General features: G+C 68.7%; 17 protein-coding genes and 1 pseudogene. 13 read left to right on the top strand and 5 right to left on the bottom strand.

Going from position 1 to position 20,182, the window contains the following annotated elements:
* Nucleotides 1–138: 138 nt before the first annotated feature.
* The 9 genes from VB738_RS10480 to VB738_RS10440 all read left to right on the top strand — a co-directional run bounded on the left by VB738_RS10480 (nt 139) and on the right by VB738_RS10440 (nt 9,079).
* On the top strand, nt 139–1,992 hold the full coding sequence (locus VB738_RS10480) for a phosphodiester glycosidase family protein (protein ID WP_323305704.1): 1,854 nt from the start codon (nt 139–141) through the stop codon (nt 1,990–1,992).
* A gap of 19 nt (nt 1,993–2,011) precedes the next feature.
* Nucleotides 2,012–2,347, top strand: a complete 336-nt coding sequence (locus VB738_RS10475) for an AIR synthase (RefSeq protein ID WP_323305703.1) — start codon at nt 2,012–2,014, stop codon at nt 2,345–2,347.
* Nucleotides 2,348–2,443: 96 nt separating this feature from the next.
* Nucleotides 2,444–2,818: a 30S ribosomal protein S12 gene (gene rpsL, locus VB738_RS10470; RefSeq protein WP_015109448.1), complete on the top strand. Its 375-nt coding sequence runs from the start codon at nt 2,444–2,446 to the stop codon at nt 2,816–2,818.
* Between the two features lie 64 nt (nt 2,819–2,882).
* Nucleotides 2,883–3,353: a 30S ribosomal protein S7 gene (rpsG, locus tag VB738_RS10465; RefSeq protein ID WP_015109449.1), complete on the top strand. Its 471-nt coding sequence runs from the start codon at nt 2,883–2,885 to the stop codon at nt 3,351–3,353.
* A 111-nt stretch (nt 3,354–3,464) separates the two neighbouring features.
* Nucleotides 3,465–5,540 carry an elongation factor G gene (gene fusA, locus VB738_RS10460; RefSeq protein WP_323305702.1) on the top strand — a complete coding sequence of 692 codons (2,076 nt, stop codon included), beginning with the start codon at nt 3,465–3,467 and terminating at the stop codon, nt 5,538–5,540.
* Between the two features lie 42 nt (nt 5,541–5,582).
* Nucleotides 5,583–6,812 (top strand): elongation factor Tu, encoded by a 1,230-nt coding sequence (tuf, locus tag VB738_RS10455; protein WP_015109451.1) that lies wholly within the window; start codon nt 5,583–5,585, stop codon nt 6,810–6,812.
* Between the two features lie 130 nt (nt 6,813–6,942).
* A complete protein-coding gene (gene rpsJ, locus VB738_RS10450) occupies nt 6,943–7,263 on the top strand; it encodes a 30S ribosomal protein S10 (protein WP_015109452.1) in 321 nt (106 codons plus the stop codon).
* A gap of 139 nt (nt 7,264–7,402) precedes the next feature.
* Nucleotides 7,403–8,071 carry an LON peptidase substrate-binding domain-containing protein gene (locus VB738_RS10445; protein WP_323305701.1) on the top strand — a complete coding sequence of 223 codons (669 nt, stop codon included), beginning with the start codon at nt 7,403–7,405 and terminating at the stop codon, nt 8,069–8,071.
* Nucleotides 8,072–8,074: 3 nt separating this feature from the next.
* Nucleotides 8,075–9,079: a methyltransferase domain-containing protein gene (locus VB738_RS10440; RefSeq protein WP_323305700.1), complete on the top strand. Its 1,005-nt coding sequence runs from the start codon at nt 8,075–8,077 to the stop codon at nt 9,077–9,079.
* Nucleotide 9,080: 1 nt separating this feature from the next.
* On the opposite strand, the gene pheA is transcribed toward VB738_RS10440, so the two are convergent.
* Entirely contained in the window at nt 9,081–9,926 is an 846-nt protein-coding gene (pheA, locus tag VB738_RS10435) for a prephenate dehydratase (RefSeq protein WP_323305699.1), read from the bottom strand.
* 56 nt (nt 9,927–9,982) lie between these two features.
* On the opposite strand from pheA, the gene VB738_RS10430 reads away from it, so the two are divergent.
* The gene (locus tag VB738_RS10430) at nt 9,983–10,495 is read left to right on the top strand and encodes a DUF1997 domain-containing protein (protein WP_323305698.1); all 513 of its coding nucleotides are present in this window, start codon (nt 9,983–9,985) and stop codon (nt 10,493–10,495) included.
* On the opposite strand, the gene VB738_RS10425 is transcribed toward VB738_RS10430, so the two are convergent.
* The 3 genes from VB738_RS10425 to VB738_RS10415 all read right to left on the bottom strand — a co-directional run bounded on the left by VB738_RS10425 (nt 10,434) and on the right by VB738_RS10415 (nt 16,167).
* A complete protein-coding gene (locus VB738_RS10425) occupies nt 10,434–11,150 on the bottom strand; it encodes a ribonuclease HII (protein ID WP_323305697.1) in 717 nt (238 codons plus the stop codon). The genes VB738_RS10430 and VB738_RS10425 overlap by 62 nt on opposite strands.
* A complete protein-coding gene (locus VB738_RS10420) occupies nt 11,107–13,137 on the bottom strand; it encodes an Rne/Rng family ribonuclease (RefSeq protein ID WP_323305696.1) in 2,031 nt (676 codons plus the stop codon). Before VB738_RS10420 ends, VB738_RS10425 begins: the two co-directional genes overlap by 44 nt.
* Before the next feature lie 378 nt (nt 13,138–13,515).
* Nucleotides 13,516–16,167: a TIGR03960 family B12-binding radical SAM protein gene (locus VB738_RS10415; RefSeq protein WP_323305695.1), complete on the bottom strand. Its 2,652-nt coding sequence runs from the start codon at nt 16,165–16,167 to the stop codon at nt 13,516–13,518.
* A gap of 99 nt (nt 16,168–16,266) precedes the next feature.
* Here VB738_RS10415 and VB738_RS10410 point away from each other — a divergent pair, with 99 nt between their 5' ends.
* The 3 genes from VB738_RS10410 to VB738_RS10400 are packed head-to-tail and all read left to right on the top strand — an operon-like array spanning nt 16,267 to nt 18,713.
* Nucleotides 16,267–17,493 (top strand): LL-diaminopimelate aminotransferase, encoded by a 1,227-nt coding sequence (locus tag VB738_RS10410; protein ID WP_323305694.1) that lies wholly within the window; start codon nt 16,267–16,269, stop codon nt 17,491–17,493.
* 29 nt (nt 17,494–17,522) lie between these two features.
* Nucleotides 17,523–17,882: an ATP-dependent Clp protease adapter ClpS gene (gene clpS, locus VB738_RS10405; protein WP_323305693.1), complete on the top strand. Its 360-nt coding sequence runs from the start codon at nt 17,523–17,525 to the stop codon at nt 17,880–17,882.
* Nucleotides 17,883–18,713 (top strand): CPBP family intramembrane glutamic endopeptidase, encoded by an 831-nt coding sequence (locus VB738_RS10400; protein ID WP_323305692.1) that lies wholly within the window; start codon nt 17,883–17,885, stop codon nt 18,711–18,713. It begins immediately after the preceding gene.
* Here the strand turns inward: VB738_RS10400 and VB738_RS10395 are convergent.
* Nucleotides 18,689–20,182: pseudogene (locus VB738_RS10395) on the bottom strand (hypothetical protein); the annotation flags it as partial. The gene VB738_RS10400 and the pseudogene VB738_RS10395 sit on opposite strands and share 25 nt — an antisense overlap.

The raw sequence follows: 20,182 nt of genomic DNA, 5'->3' as shown, positions 1-20,182 counted from the left end.
GTGTCACCCGTGCAGCAGCCGTGTCTGCGACGACAGGGCGAGCCATCGATCCTAGGCAGCCACCCCTCCCTGGAGCGGTGGGACTAACTTTTTGCCTCAAGGGGCAGGATTTTTGCCCCAAGAGGCAGGACGTCGACGATGGCCAGGACTCTCCCGATCACCCTGGCCCTGGTGGCCCTGATCGGAGCTCCGCCGGTCACCAGGGCGGCCCCGCCGCCGATGCCTCCGGCCCTGCCGGAACTGTCGGCCCCACGACCCAGCCGGCGCGGGCCGGTGCGTTCGGCTCCCACCGCAGAGGTCGGCGGCACCGTCCTGGCGCTCAACGGCCGCAGCCAGCAGGCCGCCTGGCGCTGGAGCGGCGATGACCCGCGGAGGCCGGTGGCCCTGTGGTTGCCGCTGGAGGTGCTCGAAGGCCAGCTGGGCTTCAGCAGCCGCTCCAGGCCCGATGGTGGACTGGCGCTGGAATGGTTCGGCCGGGAGATGGTGGTGCCCCCGGGCCAGCAGCGGTCGCTGGCGGACGAGGTGGCCGTCGACGTGGCCGTCCTCCTGCAGGACGCGGGCGTGGCGGTGGAGCGTCGCGGCGAGCGGCTGGATCTGCGCCTGCCGGCGCCGCGGCTGCTCCAGGTGCGCAGCTCGGAGCAGGGTGGCGTCCGGCGGGTGGTGCTCGACCTCGACGGGCCCACGCTCGTGCGCAGCAGCGAGGGGGGCCTGCAGCTGGCCCTGCTCAGCAGACCCGACCAGCTGGCCCAGCTCACCGCACGGGGACTGCGCAGTGGCGCCGTCGGGACGGACCTGAGCCTGGCGGTGCCGGGGGGCGGCGCCCCCCTGCGCACCTTCACCCTGGGGGATCCGGCCCGGGTGGTCATCGATCTGCCCCAGGGCGCCGGCAGTGTCGGCACGGCGCCGGAGGCGCCGGCCCCGATCGATCCGCGGCTGGTGGCGATGCTGGGGTCGCAGCTGCGTTGGGACCAGCAGGTGCGCACCGTGGGCGGCACCCGGGTCCTGGTCAACGCCGTCCGGCTCGATCCACGCAGCGGTCCCCTGGAGCTGCGCACCCTCAGCCGCCCCGACGGCATGGCGGGACTCAGCTCCCTGACGGCCCTGGCCCAGCGCCAGGACGCCCTGGTGGCGATCAACGGCGGCTTCTTCAACCGGGTGCGCCGGCTGCCCCTCGGCGCCCTGCGGGACCAGGGCCGCTGGCTGTCCGGGCCGATCCTCAACCGCGGCGTGGTGGGCTGGGAACCCCGCAGCCTGCCGCGCTTCGGCCGCCTGCGGCTGGAGGAATGGATCAGCGACGATCGCGGCCAGCGCGTGCCGCTGCTGACCGTGAACAGCGGCCTGGCCCAGCGGGGCCTGAGCCGCTACACGGCCGAATGGGGCCGGTTCTACCAGGCCCTGACCGGCTCCGAGACGGGCCTGCTGCTGGTCGGCGGCCAGGTGCAGCGTCGGGTCGGCAGCGCCGAGCTGGCGGCCGGGGTGCCGCTGCGGCCGGAGGACACCCTGGTGGTGGCCCGCGGCGGGGCCGACCTGCCCTGGAGCGAGGGAGATCGGCTGCGGATCGAGAGCCGGCCAAGCGATCCGGTGGGCAGCGCCTCCTCCGTGATGGGGGGCGGACCGCTGCTGCTCCAGAACGGCCGCATCGTGCTCAACGGCGGCGCCGAGGGGTTCGGGACCGCCTTCCTGCGCCAGGGGGCCCCCCGCACCGTGGTGGGCAGTGACGGCACCCTGCTGTGGTTGGTGACCCTCCAAGGTGCCGGGGGGAGCGCCGGGCCCACCCTCTCCGAGACCGCCTGGCTGCTGCAGCAGATGGGGCTGGTGGATGCCCTCAATCTCGACGGGGGCAGTTCCACCGGCCTGGTGATGGGCGGCAGCCACCGGGTCAAGGGACGCGGCGTGGCCGGCTCCGTGCACAACGGCCTGGGCCTGGTACCGATCGGTGGCGGCGAGGCGGCCACCAGCCTGGGGCCCGCCGGCCGGCCGCTGGCAGACTGAGCCCAATCGCCGCGTTGCCGTGCCCAGGGGCCACAGCCTCCGTCTCACCGCCGCCGCCGCCGCCGAGCTCTGCCGACAGGCGGCCGTGGCGGGCACCCCCGGGCTGATGCACCTGGAACTGCTGGAGGGCGCCTGTGAAGCCTGGGCCATCCGCCTGTGCCCCGGCCACCTGTCCGGCACCCCCGTGGCCCGGGCCGACGGCATCACCCTCTATTCCCCCGGGGACCAGCTGCCCCTGCTCCAGGGCCTCCAACTCGACTATCGGGGTGACCTCAGCGGCGGGGGGTTCCTGGTGCGCTCGGGACCGGGCGTGCGCAGCTGTGCCTGCGGGGCCGCCTTCAGCCGCGAGAACTGAGGGGGACGACGACGAAGTAAGGTGTCGGATTGTCGATACGGTCGGACGTCCGACCTGTCCAACCAGAAGTCCCCACCGAGCAGCACCCGGCCCTCGATGCCCACTATTCAGCAGCTGATCCGCACCGAGCGGCAGCGTCTCACCCGCAAGACGAAGTCGCCCGCCCTGCGCGCCTGCCCCGAACGGCGTGGCGTCTGCACCCGGGTGTACACCTCCACCCCGAAGAAGCCCAACTCGGCATTGAGGAAGGTGGCACGTGTGCGCCTCACCTCCGGTTTCGAGGTGACGGCCTACATCCCCGGCATCGGCCACAACCTTCAGGAGCACTCGGTGGTTCTGATCCGCGGCGGCCGCGTCAAGGATCTCCCCGGTGTCCGCTATCACATCATCCGCGGCACCCTCGACACCTCCGGGGTGAAGGACCGGCGTCAGTCCCGCTCCAAGTACGGCGCCAAGACACCGAAGGCCTGAGCCTCCGCGCCACCGGCTCTCCGCGGCCGACTCCCTCCTCTCCTGCTTTTTCTCCCTCCGTTCCATGTCCCGCCGCAACGCCGCCGAGAAGCGCCCGGTCCTGCCGGATCCCCAGTTCAACAGCCGTCTGGCCTCGATGATCGTGGCCCGGCTGATGAAGCACGGCAAGAAGTCCACGGCCCAGCGCATCCTTTCCGATGCCTTCACCCTGATCAACGAGCGCACCGGTGCCGATCCCCTCGACCTCTTCGAGACGGCGGTCCGCAATGCCACCCCCCTGGTGGAGGTGCGGGCCCGTCGGGTCGGCGGCGCCACCTATCAGGTGCCCATGGAAGTGCGTCAGGAGCGGGGCACCGCCATGGCGCTGCGCTGGCTGGTCAACTTCTCCCGTGCCCGCAACGGCCGGAGCATGGCCCAGAAACTGGCGGGCGAGCTGATGGACGCCGCCAACGAGGCGGGCAGTGCTGTCCGCAAGCGGGAGGAAACCCACAAGATGGCCGAGGCCAACAAGGCTTTCGCCCACTACCGCTACTGAGCGCCCAGGGAACCGGATTGCTGGGCTGATCCGGTTCCCCCAGACCTGAGCCATCACCGGTCTGTAGAGTTACGCCCGTTTTTTGTCGACCCACCCCCGGAGAACTTTCCCGTGGCCCGCGCCTACCCCCTGGAACGCGTCAGAAATATCGGAATCGCCGCTCACATCGACGCGGGCAAGACCACCACGACCGAACGGATTCTCTTCTATTCCGGCGTGGTCCACAAGATGGGCGAGGTCCACGATGGCGCCGCCGTCACCGACTGGATGGAGCAGGAGCGCGAGCGTGGCATCACCATCACCGCGGCCGCCATCTCCACCAGCTGGAAGGACAACCGCATCAACATCATCGACACCCCCGGCCACGTCGATTTCACGATCGAGGTGGAGCGCTCGATGCGCGTGCTCGATGGTGTGGTCGCCGTGTTCTGTGCCGTGGGCGGCGTCCAGCCCCAGTCGGAAACCGTCTGGCGGCAGGCCGACCGCTACAACGTGCCCCGGATCGTGTTCGTCAACAAGATGGACCGCACCGGCGCCAACTTCCTGAAGGTCTACGAGCAGATCAAGGATCGCCTCAAGGCCAACGCCGTGCCGATCCAGCTGCCGATCGGAGCCGAAGGTGACCTCAAGGGCATCATTGATCTGGTGCGCAACAAGGCGATCATCTACACCAATGATCTCGGCACCGACATCCTCGAAGAGGAGATCCCTGCCGACATGCAGGACGAGGCCGAGGAGTGGCGCCAGAAGCTGATGGAGTCGGTGGCCGAAACCGATGAAGAGCTGATCGAAGCCTTCCTCGAGAACGGTGAGCTCACCCAGGAACAGCTGATGCGTGGCATCCGCCTCGGGGTGTTGCAGCACGGCATGGTGCCGATCCTCTGCGGCTCCGCCTTCAAGAACAAGGGCGTCCAGCTGGTGCTCGACGCGGTGGTCGACTACCTGCCCGCCCCCGTGGACGTGCCCCCGATCCATGGCCTGCTGGCCGACGGCAGCGAAGCCACCCGCCCCTGCGACGACAACGCCCCCTTCAGCGCCCTGGCCTTCAAGGTCATGGCCGACCCCTACGGCAAGCTCACCTTTGTGCGCATGTACAGCGGGGTCCTGCAGAAGGGCAGCTACGTCCTCAATTCCACCAAGGACAAGAAGGAACGCATTTCCCGCCTGATCCTGCTGAAGGCCGACGAGCGCGAGGAGGTGGATGAACTGCGGGCCGGTGATCTTGGGGCCGTGCTCGGCCTCAAGGACACCACCACGGGCGACACCCTCTGCGTCGACTCCGATCCGATCATCCTGGAATCCCTGTTCATCCCCGAACCGGTGATCTCCGTGGCCGTGGAGCCCAAGACCAAGGGCGACATGGAGAAGCTCGGCAAGGCCCTGCAGTCCCTCTCCGAGGAGGACCCGACCTTCCGGGTGTCCACCGATCCTGAAACCAACCAGACGGTGATCGCCGGCATGGGCGAACTGCACCTGGAGATCCTTGTCGACCGCATGCTGCGGGAGTTCAAGGTGGAGGCCAACATCGGCGCCCCCCAGGTGTCCTACCGGGAAACCATCCGCGGCAGCGCCAAGGGTGAGGGCAAGTTCGCCCGCCAGACAGGCGGCAAGGGCCAGTACGGCCACGTGGTGATCGAAATGCAGCCCGGCGAGCCGGGCTCAGGGTTCGAGTTCGTCAACAAGATCGTTGGCGGCATCGTTCCCAAGGAGTACATCGGTCCGGCGGAAGCCGGCATGAAGGAAACCTGCCAGTCCGGTGTGATTGCCGGTTTCCCCATGATCGATGTCAAGGTCACCATGGTGGACGGCTCCTATCACGACGTCGACTCTTCGGAGATGGCGTTCAAGATCGCCGGTTCCATGGCCTTCAAGGACGGCGTCAAGAAGTGCAACCCCGTACTGCTTGAGCCGATGATGAAGGTTGAGGTCGAGGTCCCCGAGGATTTCCTCGGTTCGGTCATCGGCGACCTTTCCTCCCGCCGTGGTCAGGTCGAAGGGCAGTCCGTCGACGACGGGCAGTCCAAAGTCCAGGCCAAGGTGCCTCTGGCCGAAATGTTCGGCTACGCCACCCAGCTCCGATCCATGACCCAGGGTCGGGGTATTTTCTCGATGGAGTTCAGCCATTACGAGGAAGTTCCTCGCAATGTGGCGGAAGCCATCATTTCCAAGAATCAGGGCAATTCCTGATCTTTCTTTCCATCCAACCCACCCCCCCGATTCTTTCCTTCCATGGCACGCGAGAAGTTCGAGAGGAACAAGCCTCACGTCAACATCGGCACCATCGGTCACGTTGACCACGGCAAGACCACCCTCACCGCCGCCATCACCAACGTGCTGGCGTCCCAGGGCATGGCCAAGGCCCAGGCCTACGACGAGATCGATGGTGCCCCTGAGGAGAAGGAGCGGGGGATCACGATCAACACGGCCCACGTCGAGTACGAGACCGAAAACCGTCACTACGCCCACGTGGACTGCCCCGGCCACGCGGACTACGTCAAGAACATGATCACCGGTGCCGCCCAGATGGACGGCGCCATCCTCGTGGTGGCCGCCACCGACGGTCCCATGGCCCAGACCAAGGAGCACATCCTTCTGGCCAAGCAGGTGGGCGTGCCCGCCCTGGTGGTGTTCCTCAACAAGAAGGACATGGTCGACGACGAGGAGATCCTTGAGCTCGTCGAACTGGAGATGCGTGAGCTGCTGAGCAGCTACGACTTCCCCGGAGACGACATCCCTGTCATCGCCGGCTCCGCCCTCAAGGCCCTCGAGTACATCCAGGCCGGCAAGAAGGCCGTGCGTGGTGAAGATGAGTGGGTCGACAAGATCCTCGACCTCATGGATGCGGTCGATGAGTCCATCCCCGAGCCCGAGCGTGAGATCGACAAGCCTTTCCTGATGGCCGTCGAAGACGTGTTCTCGATCACCGGTCGGGGCACCGTCGCCACCGGTCGTATCGAGCGCGGCAAGGTGAAGGTGGGCGAGACCGTCCAGATCGTCGGCATCCGCGACACTCGGGAAACCACCGTCACCGGCGTGGAGATGTTCCGCAAGCTGCTCGACGAGGGCATGGCGGGCGACAACGTCGGCCTGTTGCTGCGCGGCATTCAGAAGGAGGACATCGAGCGCGGCATGGTGCTGGTGAAGCCCAACTCCATCAAGCCCCACACCAAGTTCGAGGGTGAGGTCTACGTCCTCAAGAAAGAGGAAGGCGGCCGCCACACCCCCTTCTTCGCCGGCTACCGCCCGCAGTTCTACATCCGCACCACCGACGTGACCGGCCAGATCACGGCCTTCACCGCCGATGACGGCTCCAACGTGGAGATGGTGATGCCCGGCGACCGCATCAAGATGAGCGCCGAGCTGATCTGCCCGGTCGCCATCGAGCAGGGCATGCGCTTCGCCATTCGCGAAGGCGGCCGCACCATCGGTGCCGGCGTGGTGTCCAAGATCGTTCTGTGAGGCTGATCTAGCCTTTCTCGGGGAGCCCCACCGTGGTGGGGCTCCCCCTTCCGGAACCGTTGGTTCCCCCGCACCTCGACAACCCGTTTCCGCGGCACTCCCGCCTCCCTTCGCCCGCGTTTCCCTTCCGATGACCGCCTCCATCCCCCAGCAGAAGATCCGCATCCGCCTGAAGGCCTTTGATCGCCGCATGCTGGATCTGTCCTGCGAAAAGATCATCGAAACCGCCGATCACACCGCTGCCACGGCCATCGGTCCCATCCCCCTGCCCACCAAGCGCAAGATCTATTGCGTGCTGCGCTCGCCTCACGTCGACAAGGATTCCCGTGAGCACTTCGAGACGCGCACCCACCGCCGCATCATCGATATCTACAGCCCCAGTTCCAAGACCATCGACGCCCTGATGAAGCTCGACCTGCCCAGTGGTGTGGATATCGAAGTCAAGCTCTGATGCCGATGGGGGCCATGGGCTTCGCCGGACTGGTCGCTCTCACTAGGATCGCGATACTTCCTGCGTTGCCCTGGTTGATCCTTCCGCCGCCATTCTCCGATCGCCCCTTCCCCCCTGCCGCCAGCGGCAACCTGCTCGCGTGACTGACCTGGCCGTCCGGGAGCTGCCCCTGTTCCCCCTCCCCGATGTGGTGCTCTTCCCCCAGGAGGTGCTGCCGCTCCACATCTTCGAGCCGCGCTACCGCATGATGCTGCGCACGGCGATGTCGGAGGACAGACGTTTCGGCGTGGTGCGCTGGGATCCCCAGAGCAAGAAGATGGCGGAGGTGGGCTGCTGCGCCGAGATCCTCCACTGCCAGGTGCAGGACGACGACCGCAGCAACATCGTCACCATGGGACAGCAGCGCTTCCGGGTGCTCGACATCGTGCGCGACACCCCGTTCCGCGTCGGCGTGGTCAGCTGGATCGAGGACACGGTGAGCGAGAGCCATGAGGAGCTCGAGACCCTCACCAGTGACGTGACCCGTGCCCTGCGCGACGTGGTCGATCTCACCGGCAAGCTGATCGGCAAGCCCTCCTCCCTGCCCGCCGATCTGCCCGATCTGCCGCGGGAGCTCTCCTTCTGGATCGGCGCCCATCTCGGCGGTCCGGTGGCCGACCACCAGCAGGCCCTGCTGGAGATCACCGACACCGGCGAACGCCTGCGCCAGGAATTCGAGCTGCTCGACCAGACCCGACGCCAGCTGGCGGCCCGCACCGTCCTCAAGGACACCTTCTCCAGTCTCGGCGACGGCGGCAGCGAGACCTGAGCCATGCCGAGCCTTCCTTCGGGCGGCACCCTGCTGCCCCTTCTCCTGACGGGAGGGACCCTGGCGGCGGTCCTGGCCGCCCTGCTGTGGCAGCGCCGCTCGCGGGCCTACCTGTCGCCAGCCAGCGTGGCCGCCGCCTACGACCGCTGGACGGACGACCGTCTGCTGGAGCGGCTCTGGGGCGAGCATGTGCACCTGGGCCACTACGGCGATCCCCCGGGTGCCCGTGATTTCCGCGCCGCCAAGGCCGCCTTCGTCCATGAGCTGGTGCGCTGGAGCGGCCTCGACCGTCTGCCCCCCGGCAGCCGGGTGCTGGACGTGGGCTGCGGCATCGGCGGCAGCGCCCGCATCCTGGCCCGCGACTACGGCTTCGAGGTGCTGGGCATCAGCATCAGTCCGGTCCAGATCGCCCGGGCCCGGGAGCTCACACCGGCCGACCTGCCGGGGTGCCGCTTCGCCGTGATGGATGCCCTGGCCCTGGAGCTGCCGGACGCGGGCTTTGATGCGGTCTGGAGCGTCGAGGCCGGCCCCCACATGCCCGACAAGCAGCGCTACGCCGATGAGATGCTGCGCGTGCTCAAACCGGGCGGCGCTCTGGCGGTGGCCGACTGGAACCGCCGCGACCCGCACGTCGCTCCCATGAACCGGCTGGAGCGCTGGGTGATGCGCCAGCTGCTCGATCAGTGGGCCCACCCGGAGTTCGCCAGCATCCCCTCCCTGAAGCGGAACCTGGAAACCAGCCCATGGAACCGGGGCCTGCCGATCAGCACCGCCGACTGGACGGTCGCCACCCTGCCCTCCTGGGTGGATTCGATCCTCGAAGGCATGCGGCGCCCCGGGGCGGTGCTGGGGCTGGGCCCCCGGGCCGTGCTCCAGGGGCTGCGGGAGACCCCGACGCTGCTGCTGATGGACTGGGCCTTCCGCAACGGCCTGATGCAGTTCGGCGTCTTCCGCGGTCCGGTGCCAGGAGCCGAGCCCCTGGTCCCGGCCCAGGCAGGTCCCGGCTGACTCAGTCGGCCGTTTCCTCGGCGGCGAGGTTGGTGAGGGGGTAGGCCCCGAAGAGGGCCAGGTGCTCGCACAGCGGGGTGAGGTCGGTGATCGCCCCATCCAGCGGTGCGGCGCCCTCGGGAAGTTCGAGGTCGACGAAGAAGATGTATTCGCCCATCTCCCGTTTGGAGGGACGGGACTCGATCCGGCTCATGTTCAGCCCCTGGCGGGCGAAGCAGCCCAGCGACTCCAGCAGGGCGCCGGGCTGGTTGGCATGGAGCGAGAACGCCAGGCTGGCATGGGGGCCCCGGTGGGAGCGCTCGCCGCGCCGCAGCAGCAGGAAGCGGGTGCAGTTGCCCGGCACATCGTTGATCGGGTGGGCCAGCACCTCCAGGCCGTGTTCGGCGGCCGCCTCCAGCGAGGCGATGGCGCCCCGGAAACGGCTGCCACGCACCAGCCGGGCCGCTTCGGCGGTGGAACTGGTGGGCAGCTGCAGAGCCTGGGGCAGGTGCTCCCCCAGCCACAGGCTGCACTGGGCCAGGGCCTGGGGATGGGAGAGCACCTCACTGATGGCGTCGAGGGGGCCGCTGCCCACCAGGGCGTGGCGGATGGGCAGCACCAGGGCCCTGGCCACCGCCAGGTCAGGGTGTTCCCAGAGGGCATCGAGGCAGCTGGTGACCCCCCCTTCGACGGAGTTCTCCACCGGCACCACCGCCAGATCGCAGTCGCCGTCGGCCAGGGCCCGGATCACGGCCCGGATGCCCTGCTGGGGGATGAACGCCACCGCGTCGAGGCCCTCAAGGGCCGCCAGTCGCTGCGCCGCCTGCTCACCGTAGGTGCCGACGGGACCGAGAAAGGCAAGACGCATGGCGGTGAGGCGCTCTGGGGTGATCGGTAGGATCATGGCCTGCCGGCCCGCAGGCCATGTCCCTGGCCTTCAGCGCCAGTCAGCAACTCGACCTCCCGGTGGCCAGCGAGGCGGATCGCCTGTCCGCCTATCTCGATGATGAGCAGCGGGTGGTGCAGGCCCTGCTCGACCCCACCCAGCTCGAACCCCTCGGTCCCGGCCGCTACCGCTACACCGTGAGCCAGGTGCGGGTGTTCCAGCTGAAGATCCAGCCGGTGGTCGAGCTGCAGGTGGTGCGGCGCCAGGGGCGGCTGGAGCTGGAGGCCCTCGACTGCCAGCTGGAGGGGCTCGGACTTGTGGAGGACTTCCGCCTGGGGCTCTGCTCCTGGCTCGCGGCGGCCGACGGCGGCCTCACCGGCGAAGCCAGCCTCTCGGTGACGGTGAGCCGCCCCACCCTGCTGCAGCTGATCCCGCCCAAGGTGCTGGAGGCCACGGGCCGCTCGGTGCTCGGCGGCATCCTGCTGGGCATCAGAACCCGGGTGAGTCAGCAGCTGCTGGGGGATTTCCAGCGCTGGTGCCGATCGACCTGAGAAAGCTGCGGCGGTGCAGGGGCGTGGCTCCCAGCCGCTGGAGCGCTTCCCGGTGCAGGCGGGTCCCGTAGCCGGCGTGGCGCTCCAGGCCGTAGCCGGGGTGACGCAGCGCCAGGCGCCGCAGCAGGGCATCCCGCTCCTGCTTGGCGAGCACGCTGGCGGCGGCGATCGCAGCGCAGCGGCCGTCACCGCCCACGAGGGTGGACTGGGGACCGGGCCATCCTCTCAGGGGCAGCACCCCATCCACCAGCAACAGCCGGGGGGGGCGGGTCAGCCGTTGCAGGGCCCGCAGCATCGCCCATTCGGTGGCCTGGCGCACCCCCCAGCGATCGATCTCGCCGGCGCTGGCCTGGCCCAGGGCCCAGTCCAGAGCATGGTGGCGAAGCAGCGGAACCAGGGCCTCGCGGCGCCGAGCGGTGAGCCTCTTGCTGTCATTCAGGCCGGCCACCGCCAGGGTCGCCAGGGCCGTGGCCGGCAGCACCACCGCCGCCGCAAACACCGGGCCGAACAGGCTGCCCCGGCCGACCTCGTCGACCCCGGCACATTCGCCGGGGTCGCGTCCCCCCCAGACGTCTGCGTCAGGGTGCCCGAAGGAGCCGGGGCCGGGGCGATCAGCCAGCGGCGGAGGAGCGCCGGCGGCGGCGACGGGGTTCACCCGCGTCGGCGGCCGCAGGATCGGCAGCGGGCACCGCGGCGGCGGCCACCGGGACCGGAGCCGCCGCCGGCGTGGACCGGCCGGAGGAGCGGCGGCTGGGGACAGCCACGGTCACCAACTCGGACGGGACCGCGCCCGGCAGGGGTTCGAAGGGGGCCGGGGTGATCTCGAGGATGGGGATCGCCTCCGACCCCTGGGACTCAGGGTCCCCGGAGACGACGGAGGTTTCGGCAGCTTCGGTGGATTCGGCCATGCCGTTGGTGTCAGCCATACCGTTGCGGCCCTCACCGCTGCGGCCGCGCCGCCGCCGCCGGGAGCCGCTGGCGGCCAGCTGCTGACGGGCTTCCTCGATGATGGCCTCGGGGTCGGCGTCGGGGCGCACCACGCGCACCATCAGGCTGTCGCCGCTGGGGACCGGATCGAGCAGCAACGCCGGACTCAGCCCCATCCAGCCGTAGACCAGCTCCTGCTCGGGATCCATCGGCACCGCCAGCACCTCGGGCTCCTGACGGCGCTGCGGGGCGTCGACGGCGGCACTCTCCTGGGCCGGTGGCAGAACGGTGCTGCCGTTGCCCCCGCCCTCGCCATAGCCGACCAGGGGGGGAGCCTCGGCCCCCTCGGAGCCGCGACCGCCGCGGCCGCCGCGCCGCCGCCGACTGCTGCCGCCGGATTCGCCGCCGCCGGTGGAGGGGCTGGCCACCTCGGCCCGGGCCGAGGCGGCCGATCGCACCAGGCCGGAGACCGTCGCCAGGGGCTGGAGGGTGTCCTTGCCGGGAAGCACCGCCACATGGCCCAGACCGCCACAGCTGGGGCAGGCCCGGCCGAACAGTTCGTAGATGTTCTGGCCCTGGCGTTTGCGGGTCAGCTCCACCAGGCCGAGTTCGGTGAGCTGGGCGATCTGGGGGCGGGCCGTGTCGTCGCGGCAGGCCTGGGTGAAGTGCTCCAGCAGCTGCAGTTGGTCGCGCCGAGACTCCATGTCGATGAAGTCGATGATCACGACGCCGCCGATGTTGCGCAGCTTCAGCTGGCGGGCGATCTCCACCGCCGCTTCGCAGTTGGTCCAGAGCACCGTCTCGCGGGCGTTGGCCGAGCGGGTGAAGGATCCGGAGTTGACGTCGATGACCGTGAGCGCCTCGGTGGGCTCGATGATCACGTAGCCGCCGGAGGGGAGATCCACCCGGGGCTTGAGGGCATCACGGATGGCGGCGTTGACCCGGTAGTGCTCCAGGATCTCGGTGGGTTCACCGTGGTGCTCCACCAGGAGGTTGGCCTGGTCGGCGCCGAGGAAGGCGTTGACCCGGGCCACCGCATCCGGGCTGTCGACGACCACCCGCAGCACATCGGGGCTGTAGAGGTCGCGCAGCACCCGATGGATGAAGTCCTCATCGCGGTTGAGGAGCACCGGAGGGGAGGCCGTCTCGGCCGCCTGCTGGATCGATTCCCACTGGCGCAGCAGCGCTTCGAGGTCGTCGATCAGCATCTCCTCGCTGACGTCCTCGGCCTCGGTGCGGATCAGCAGGCCGGCGCCGGGGGGCTTGATCAGCACGCCGAGGGCCCGTAACCGGTTGCGCTCGTTCTCGCCGTTGATGCGCCGGGAGATGTTGACCCCCTGGCCGTGGGGCTGGAGCACCAGGAACCGCCCCGGCAGGGACAGATTGCCAGTGAGGCGCGGCCCCTTGGTGCCCGTGGGCTCCTTCATCACCTGGACGAGCACCTTCTGGCGGGGCTCGAGCAGCTCGGTGATGCCGGCGCCCCCCTTCTTCAGTCGCAGGGGACCCAGATCGGTGATGTGGATGAAGCCGTTCTTCTCACTTTCGCCGATGTTGACGAAAGCGGCATCGATCCCGGGCAACACGTTCTCGACGGTTCCGAGGTAGACGTCACCGATCTGGTAGCGACCCTGGGCGACGATCAGTTCATCGACGCGTTCGTCGTTGAGCACTGCGGCGATCCGCAACTGCTCAGCGATGACGATCTGCTGGGGCATGGAAGAGATGGTGGGCTCAGTGGAGCCCTGCCGGGGGGGCAGGTGGGGAAAGAAATCGGGCGGCGACCATGACGGTCGCTCAGCCACTGGAGAGGTTCAGGCCGGACCCCGGAAACAAGGGAATCGGCTGGTTGCCTGGTCTGGCCCCCAGAAGCCAAGGGGCCCGGATGGGAGCAGTGACGTCGTCGGGCCGGCAGCGTGACGGAAGGAATGTCGTTCCTTCCCGATGCAAAGCAACGAAGACCGAACCAAGCAATGTTGACTGTGATAGCGCTTTCGCCGAGGAGCTTCTAGAAAGCGTCCCTGATGCAGAAGCGTCTGGGCGGAGGAGGAAGAAGGGAGGGAACCCCGCTATTCCTGTCTCCGTCTAGGGCGAACTTAGCATGCGTCCAGCCGGAGGCAACGGCGCTGGACCGGACCGAGCACCAGCGGCTGGCCGAGGCCGGTGGCCAGCCAGTGGCGCAGATGCTCCGGCCGCAGGCTGCGGCCCTGGGGATCCACGGCGGCCTCCAGATCCAGCACCTGGTCCGCGCCTGCCCCTGAGGGCCCATCGGCAGACACCAGGCGAAGGTTGAGCAGGTAGGGGCGGCACTCCCGCTCCCTTGGGCGCCCCTTCTTGTCCTGGTCCTGCCAGGGCAGGCTGGTGGCCTCCAGCAGCGCCGCCACCGCCGCGGCCCAGCGCTCCGGCGTCAGGGCCGCCTGGTCCGGGGCCGGCCGCAAGGTGAACCGCCATTCGGCAGAACGGATCTGCTGGGCCAGGCCGGGGGTCTCCAGGGGGACGGCCCGGACCGAGAGCAGCGCCAGCTCGGCGCTGAGTTCCGCCTGCAGGCGTTCCCGGGCCGTCTCGGCGTCGACCGGGGCGGCGAAGTCCAGGTCGAGCCACTCGTTCAGGCCCTCCACCCCCAGGGGCAAAGGGAGCGCCACCTGCAGCCGCGGCAGGGGATGGAAGCCGCCGGTGAAGCTCACCGGCAGGCCGCTGCGGCGCAGGGCCCGCTCCATCAGGCGCAGGGTGTCGAGATGGCTGATCAGCGCCAGGGAGCCGGTCTTGGCGAAGGCGAAGCGCAGCCGGCAGACCCGCTCGCTGGCCGGCGCCCGCGGCGGCAGCGGCAGCGGCACGGGGGGCGGCGGGATCACCACGTTGTGCCCCAGCTCCGGACCGCAGACCCCGCAGCTGCTGCAGCCCTCGAAGGAGCAGTCCGGCACCACGGCGGCCGCCAGGGCCCGACCCAGGTCCTCCGCCAGCCAGGCCTTGTCGACCCCGGAATCGATGTGGTCCCAGGGCAGGGGCTGGCGGCAGAAGGCCTCCAGGTCGCCGGTGGCAAAGGCCTCCGCCGCACTCCAGCCGCCCATCTCCAGGGCCCGATAGGAGCCCCCCAGGCCAGCCGCCTCGATGGCGCCGGTCCAGGCGGCATGGCTGCGCTCGGCCGATTCGAACCAGGCATCCAGCCCCGCCCCGGCCCGCCAGGCCGCCTCGATCACCGGCGCCAGCCGCCGGTCGCCGCGGCCGACGAAGTCCTCCACCGCCGACAGCCGCACGTCGGTGTAATTGGTCTTGATGCCCCTCAGCGGCCGCAGGGCGTCGCGCAGCAGCTGCTGCCGGCGCCGGAACTCCGCCGTCGACACGCTGTGCCACTGGAACGGCGTGTGGGGCTTGGGGGTGAAATTGCTGATCGTGAGGTTGAGCTGCAGCCGGCCCAGATCACGGCACTGCTGCTGCAGCCCCCGGCAGGTGTCGGCGATGCCGAGCACGTCGGCGTCGGTCTCACCCGGCAGGCCGATCATGAAATAGAGCTTCACCCGGTTGTAACCGTTCTCCATGGCGGTGCGGATGCCGCGCAGCAGTTCCGCATCCGTGAGGCCCTTGTTGACGATGTCCCGCAGGCGCTGGGTGCCGGCCTCGGGGGCGAAGGTGAGCCCGGCCCGGCGGGTGCCACCGAGGATGTGGGCGATGGAGTTGTCGAAGCGGTCGACCCGCTGGCTGGGCAGGGTGAGGCTGACGTTGTGCTCCGCCAGCCGGTTGCGCAGCTCCACCCCCACCGCCGGCAGGGAGAGGTAATCGCTGCAGCTGAGTGACAGCAGCGAGAAGTCGCTGTAGCCGGTGCGCAGCATCCCCTCCTCCACCGCCTCGATGACCGCCTCGGGCTCCACGTCCCGGGCCGGGCGCGTCAGCATCCCCGGCTGGCAGAAGCGGCAGCCGCGGGTGCAGCCGCGGCGGATCTCCACCGTGAGCCGGTCGTGGACTGTCTCGATGTGGGGCACCAGGCCCATGGCGTAGTGGGGCATGGGGGTGGCCGTGCGCCGCTGGATCCGGGGCGGCAGGCCGGGCTCCAGCGGCCGCAGGCTCACCCCGTCGGGCCCGGGGGCGTAGAGGGAGGGCACATAGACCCCGGGCACCTCGGCCAGGTCCCGCAGCAGGGCCCGACGGCCCAGGCCCGCGGCCCGCCCCTCGGCCACCACCAGGCCGATCTCGGGCAGCAGCTCCTCCCCATCCCCCAGGGCGAGGAAATCGAAGAAGGGCGCGAAGGGCTCGGGATTGCCCGTGGCGGTGGGGCCTCCGGCGAAGATCAGCGGCGGCGACGCCGGATCGTCGAGCGGGAGGTCGCCCCGGTCGGCGGCGCGGATCGGGATGCCCGCCAGATCCAGCATCTCCAGGATGTTGGTGCCGCCGAGCTCGTAGCTGAGGCTGAAGCCGAGGATGTCGAAGGCCGTCAGGGGCCGGTGGCTTTCCACCGCGAACAGGGGCGCCCCCCGCTCCCGCAGCCGGGCCGCCAGATCGGGCGCCGGCAGGTAGGCCCGATCGCACAGCTGGCCGGGGACGGCGTTGAGGATGGCGTAGAGCAGCACGTGGCCGAGGTTGCTGGCGCCGACCTCATAGACCTCCGGGTAGGTGAGCGCCCAGCGCACCCGGGCCATTGACCAGTCCCGGGGCTCCACCCCCCGCTCGTTGCCGAGGTAGCGGGCGGGCCGGGCGATGCCGCCGTCGACCAGCTCGGTGAAGGCGACGGGAGCGTCGGCGGTGGCGAAGGGCACGGCGGCGACCGGCGGGCTGCAGGCCGAGCGTAGGCAGGCCGGCCCGCGCCATAGGAAGATGCCGCCTGGCCCCGCTGCCCCGCCTTCCGCTTCCCCCCCATGGTCCAGGTCAACGACAGCTACCTCCGGCTCAAGGCGGGCTACCTGTTCCCCGAGATTGCCCGGCGCGTCAAGGCGTTCACGGAGGCCCATCCCGAGGCGGCCGTGATCCGCCTGGGCATCGGCGACGTCACCGAGCCCCTGCCGGCGGCCTGCCGGGAGGCGATGCAGCAGGCGATCGAGGCCATGGGCACCCGGGAGGGCTTCCACGGCTACGGCCCCGAGCAGGGCTACGGCTGGCTGCGGGAGGCGATCGCCCGCCACGACTTCCAGGCCCGCGGCTGCGAGGTGAGCGCCGAGGAGATCTTCATCTCCGACGGCTCCAAGTGCGACAGCAGCAACATCCTCGACATCCTCGGGGCCGGCAACCGCATCGCCGTCACCGATCCGGTCTATCCGGTGTACGTCGACAGCAACGTGATGGCGGGCCGCACCGGCGACGCCGACGGGGGCGGCCGCTACGGGGGCCTCACCTACCTGCCGATCACGGCGGCCAACGGCTTCGTGGCCCCCCTGCCGGAGCAGCCGGTCGACCTCATCTACCTCTGCTTCCCCAACAACCCCACCGGCGCGGTCGCCACCCGGGATCAGCTGAAGCAGTGGGTGGACTACGCCCTGGCCCACAACGCCCTGATCCTCTTCGACGCCGCCTACGAGGCGTTCATCTCCGATCCCCAGCTGCCCCACTCCATCTATGAGATCGAGGGGGCGCGCCGCTGCGCGATCGAGTTCCGCTCCTTCTCGAAGAACGCCGGCTTCACCGGCACCCGCTGTGCCTTCACGGTGGTGCCCCGGGGACTCAGCGGCACCACGACCGCCGGCGAGCCGGTCGAGCTGTGGGGCCTCTGGAACCGGCGCCAGAGCACCAAGTTCAATGGGGTGAGCTACATCGTGCAGCGGGGCGCTGAAGCCGTGTACTCCCCGGAAGGCCAGGAGCAGGTGCGGGCCCTGATCCGCTTCTACATGGAGAACGCGGCCATCATCCGCCGCGAACTGGAGGCCGCAGGTCTGCAGGTGTACGGGGGCCAGCAGGCCCCCTACGTGTGGATCAAGACCCCCGCCGGCCTGGATTCCTGGGGCTTCTTCGACCACCTGCTCAGCCAGGCCCACGTGGTGGGCACCCCCGGCAGCGGATTCGGGGCGGCGGGCGAAGGCTACTTCCGCCTCTCCGCCTTCAACTCCCGCGCCAACGTGGACGAGGCGATGCGCCGGATCCGGGCTCTTTAGAGTTGGCCACTGTCAGGACCGGAGCGGCCATGCCCATGACCATCCCGCCCTTCGCCAGCGGCTCCACCGCCCCGGCGGCCACCGAAACCCCGTCCCGCTCGCCGGGGGGGGCCGCCGTGATCGAGAAGGCGCCGGAGCGGGTGCGCAAGACCTCACCCCGCTACAAGGTGCTGCTTCACAACGACCCCGTGAACAGCATGGAGTACGTGGTGAACACCCTGCGCCAGGTGGTGCCGTCCCTCAGCGAGCAGGATGCCATTGCCGTCATGCTGGAAGCCCACAACACGGGGGTGGGCCTGGTGATCGTCTGCGATCTGGAGCCGGCGGAGTTCTACTGCGAAACCCTCAAGGCCAAGGGCCTGACGAGCACGATCGAGCCGGAGAGCTGAGTGATCCGCCGCTGGATCGGCACCTTGCTCTACGTGCCCGTGCTCTATGGCCTGGGCTGGTTGCTGGTGCGTCCCCTGGCCGTCCTCACTCCCGCCCTGCCGAGGGACCGACTGGATCTGCTCGGCACGGCGATGGCGCTGCTGTTGCTGCTGCTCAGCCTGCCGGCGTGGATCCGGCGGGTGTGGGGAGAACAGCAACCCTGGCGGCAGCTGGGGGTGGTGGCTAACCCGGCCAGGGTGACGCGGGCTTTCGTGCGGGGACTGCTCAAGGCCGCTCTGCTGCTGGCCCTCGTGGCGGGGATCCTGCTGATCAGCGGCCAGGCCGGCTGGCAAGGGCAGCTCAACGCCCTCCAGCTCCTCAATGCCCTGGCCCTGCTGCTGGGGGTGGGGTTCGCCGAGGAGCTGCTGTTCCGCGGCTGGCTCTGGGGAGAGCTGGAACGGCACCTCGGTCGGAGCCGGGCGCTGTGGGGCCAGGCCCTGGTGTTCAGCCTGGCCCACACCCGTTTCAACCTTGGGCCGGCCGGGGCCCTGGGGCTTCTTGGAGGATTGACGATGCTGGGCCTGGTGCTGGCGCTGCAGCGCCGGGCTGATGGCGGCCTGCTCTGGGGCGCCGTGGGATTGCATGGTGGCCTCGTGGGCGGCTGGTTCCTCCTGCAGGGGGGTGCCCTGACGCTCGCCCCCGAGACCTCCGCCTGGTTGGTGGGTCCGGGAGGAGCCCATCCGAATCCGATCGGTGGCGCGGTGGGCTGGCTCGGGCTGGGGATGCTGCTCTGGGTGCGGCGGCGCTGGTGGCAACGCGGAGGGATTCAGAACACCACGAGATCAGACTGAGTGAGTGATGGAGCGCCGGCCAGCGTGACGAACACCTGGCCGGAGAAGGCCAGTTCCCCAGTGGTGTCGTCGTAGGTGATGGCATGACCAAGGGGGGCTGAAGTCAGCCCCGCGAAAACGTCGTCATCAAGCCAGATCATGTCGACACCAGGGGTGAAATCAGTGATGACATCGTTGTTGGTGGTGGGATTGGGCTCTGCGGCGAACACAAAGGCATCAACCCCGTCACCACCGGTGAGGATGTCGTTGCCAAGGTCCCCGCTGATCCAGTCTCGTTGCCCCGTCCCCGACCCATCCAGCTGATCATCGGCATGACCTCCAACAAGAAACCGATCAAACAAGTAGGTGTCGGCGCGGATTTCGACGGCGTTGGAGGCTCCCGACTTGGATTCCAGGACCAGCTGGGACGGGACCAGGATCTCACTCCTGGCCACCTGCCCTCCTCTGAAGACGTTATTAGAAAGGTCCAGATTGCCGGAAGTGATCAGTGCGTAATCATCCGAGGGGTTATCTCGGAACATCATCGCGTAACCGCCTGAGAGACGCAGATCAAAGCTGTTACCAGCCACGCTCAATGGAAGGTAGACGTCGTAGAACTCCAGGTAGGAGCCATGCTCAAATAGATTGGTCTCGATGGAACCGGAGACATTGAGTATCTTTTCACCTGTGTACCGATTACCATAGAAGCCACTGCGGGTAAAAGTATTTCCAGAAACCAGCACATTCGTGCTATTCGCAATTGTCAAAGCGTTGCGATAGCCACTTAAGTCAAAAAAGGAGTCTTGGATCGTGATGGTGTCACCTTGGGCGCTGAGAAAAGCCGAACCATTGGTGGAGGGAAGACTGGCCGGATCGAACATCCCGACCCCGGATCCCTGGCCCGTAAGCATCGCCTTCACCCGATCCATCTTAAAGCCCAGGTAATCAGGAACACCATCGGGGTTGCCCGCGCGGATGTCCAAGTAAAGCCCCCATGGAAGGCTGTCATTTCCACCTACAGCTCCCGTATGGAAGCCTTCAAAAACGACATTCTCGAATGTGAGGTCATCGATTTCCGTGCTGGTATCGAGGCCCGATTCGCCCGCCTGAAGGATGTATCCAGAACCGCCCGCAAATTGCAAGCTCAGATTTCGAAGAGTCCAACCCGGCGGAATGCCAGAACCGCGATCGTTCTGGCCTGAAAAGATTCTGCTCAAGCCGGTGATGACGGTAGCCGGCGCCTGCGCAGCATCGGCCGTACCTTGCATCGTGAGCACCTTGGAGCCAAAGCGAGCCAGTGTCGGTGGAGCCGTTCCACTGGCCGCCGGATTGGAAGGATCCGCGTCCGACTTGGTGATGTTGAACGTGCCAGCAGCCAGTTCAATCACGGAGTTCGTGACTGCCGCTCCGAGGGCAGATCGAATCGTTGTGAAAAACGTATCGTTGATCTTGATGCCCGTTGGAGCCGTCGGCGGGGGATCGCTGGGCGG

Source organism: Cyanobium gracile UHCC 0139 (assembly GCF_034931325.1).
Classification (GTDB): domain Bacteria; phylum Cyanobacteriota; class Cyanobacteriia; order PCC-6307; family Cyanobiaceae; genus Cyanobium; species Cyanobium gracile_B.
The sequence above is the reverse complement of the archived record's forward strand: the minus strand, read 5'-3'. Positions and strand labels throughout refer to the sequence as shown.

Bases quoted from the DNA above. Each gene is read 5' to 3' on its own strand.
- VB738_RS10480 (WP_323305704.1), top strand. From the start codon at position 139: ATGGCCAGGACTCTCCCGATCACCCTGGCCCTGGTGGCCCTGATCGGA.
- rpsL (WP_015109448.1), top strand. From the start codon at position 2,444: ATGCCCACTATTCAGCAGCTGATCCGCACCGAGCGGCAGCGTCTCACC.
- rpsG (WP_015109449.1), top strand. From the start codon at position 2,883: ATGTCCCGCCGCAACGCCGCCGAGAAGCGCCCGGTCCTGCCGGATCCC.
- tuf (WP_015109451.1), top strand. From the start codon at position 5,583: ATGGCACGCGAGAAGTTCGAGAGGAACAAGCCTCACGTCAACATCGGC.
- rpsJ (WP_015109452.1), top strand. From the start codon at position 6,943: ATGACCGCCTCCATCCCCCAGCAGAAGATCCGCATCCGCCTGAAGGCC.
- VB738_RS10440 (WP_323305700.1), top strand. From the start codon at position 8,075: ATGCCGAGCCTTCCTTCGGGCGGCACCCTGCTGCCCCTTCTCCTGACG.
- pheA (WP_323305699.1), bottom strand. From the start codon at position 9,926: ATGCGTCTTGCCTTTCTCGGTCCCGTCGGCACCTACGGTGAGCAGGCG.
- VB738_RS10430 (WP_323305698.1), top strand. From the start codon at position 9,983: ATGTCCCTGGCCTTCAGCGCCAGTCAGCAACTCGACCTCCCGGTGGCC.
- VB738_RS10420 (WP_323305696.1), bottom strand. From the start codon at position 13,137: ATGCCCCAGCAGATCGTCATCGCTGAGCAGTTGCGGATCGCCGCAGTG.
- VB738_RS10410 (WP_323305694.1), top strand. From the start codon at position 16,267: ATGGTCCAGGTCAACGACAGCTACCTCCGGCTCAAGGCGGGCTACCTG.
- clpS (WP_323305693.1), top strand. From the start codon at position 17,523: ATGCCCATGACCATCCCGCCCTTCGCCAGCGGCTCCACCGCCCCGGCG.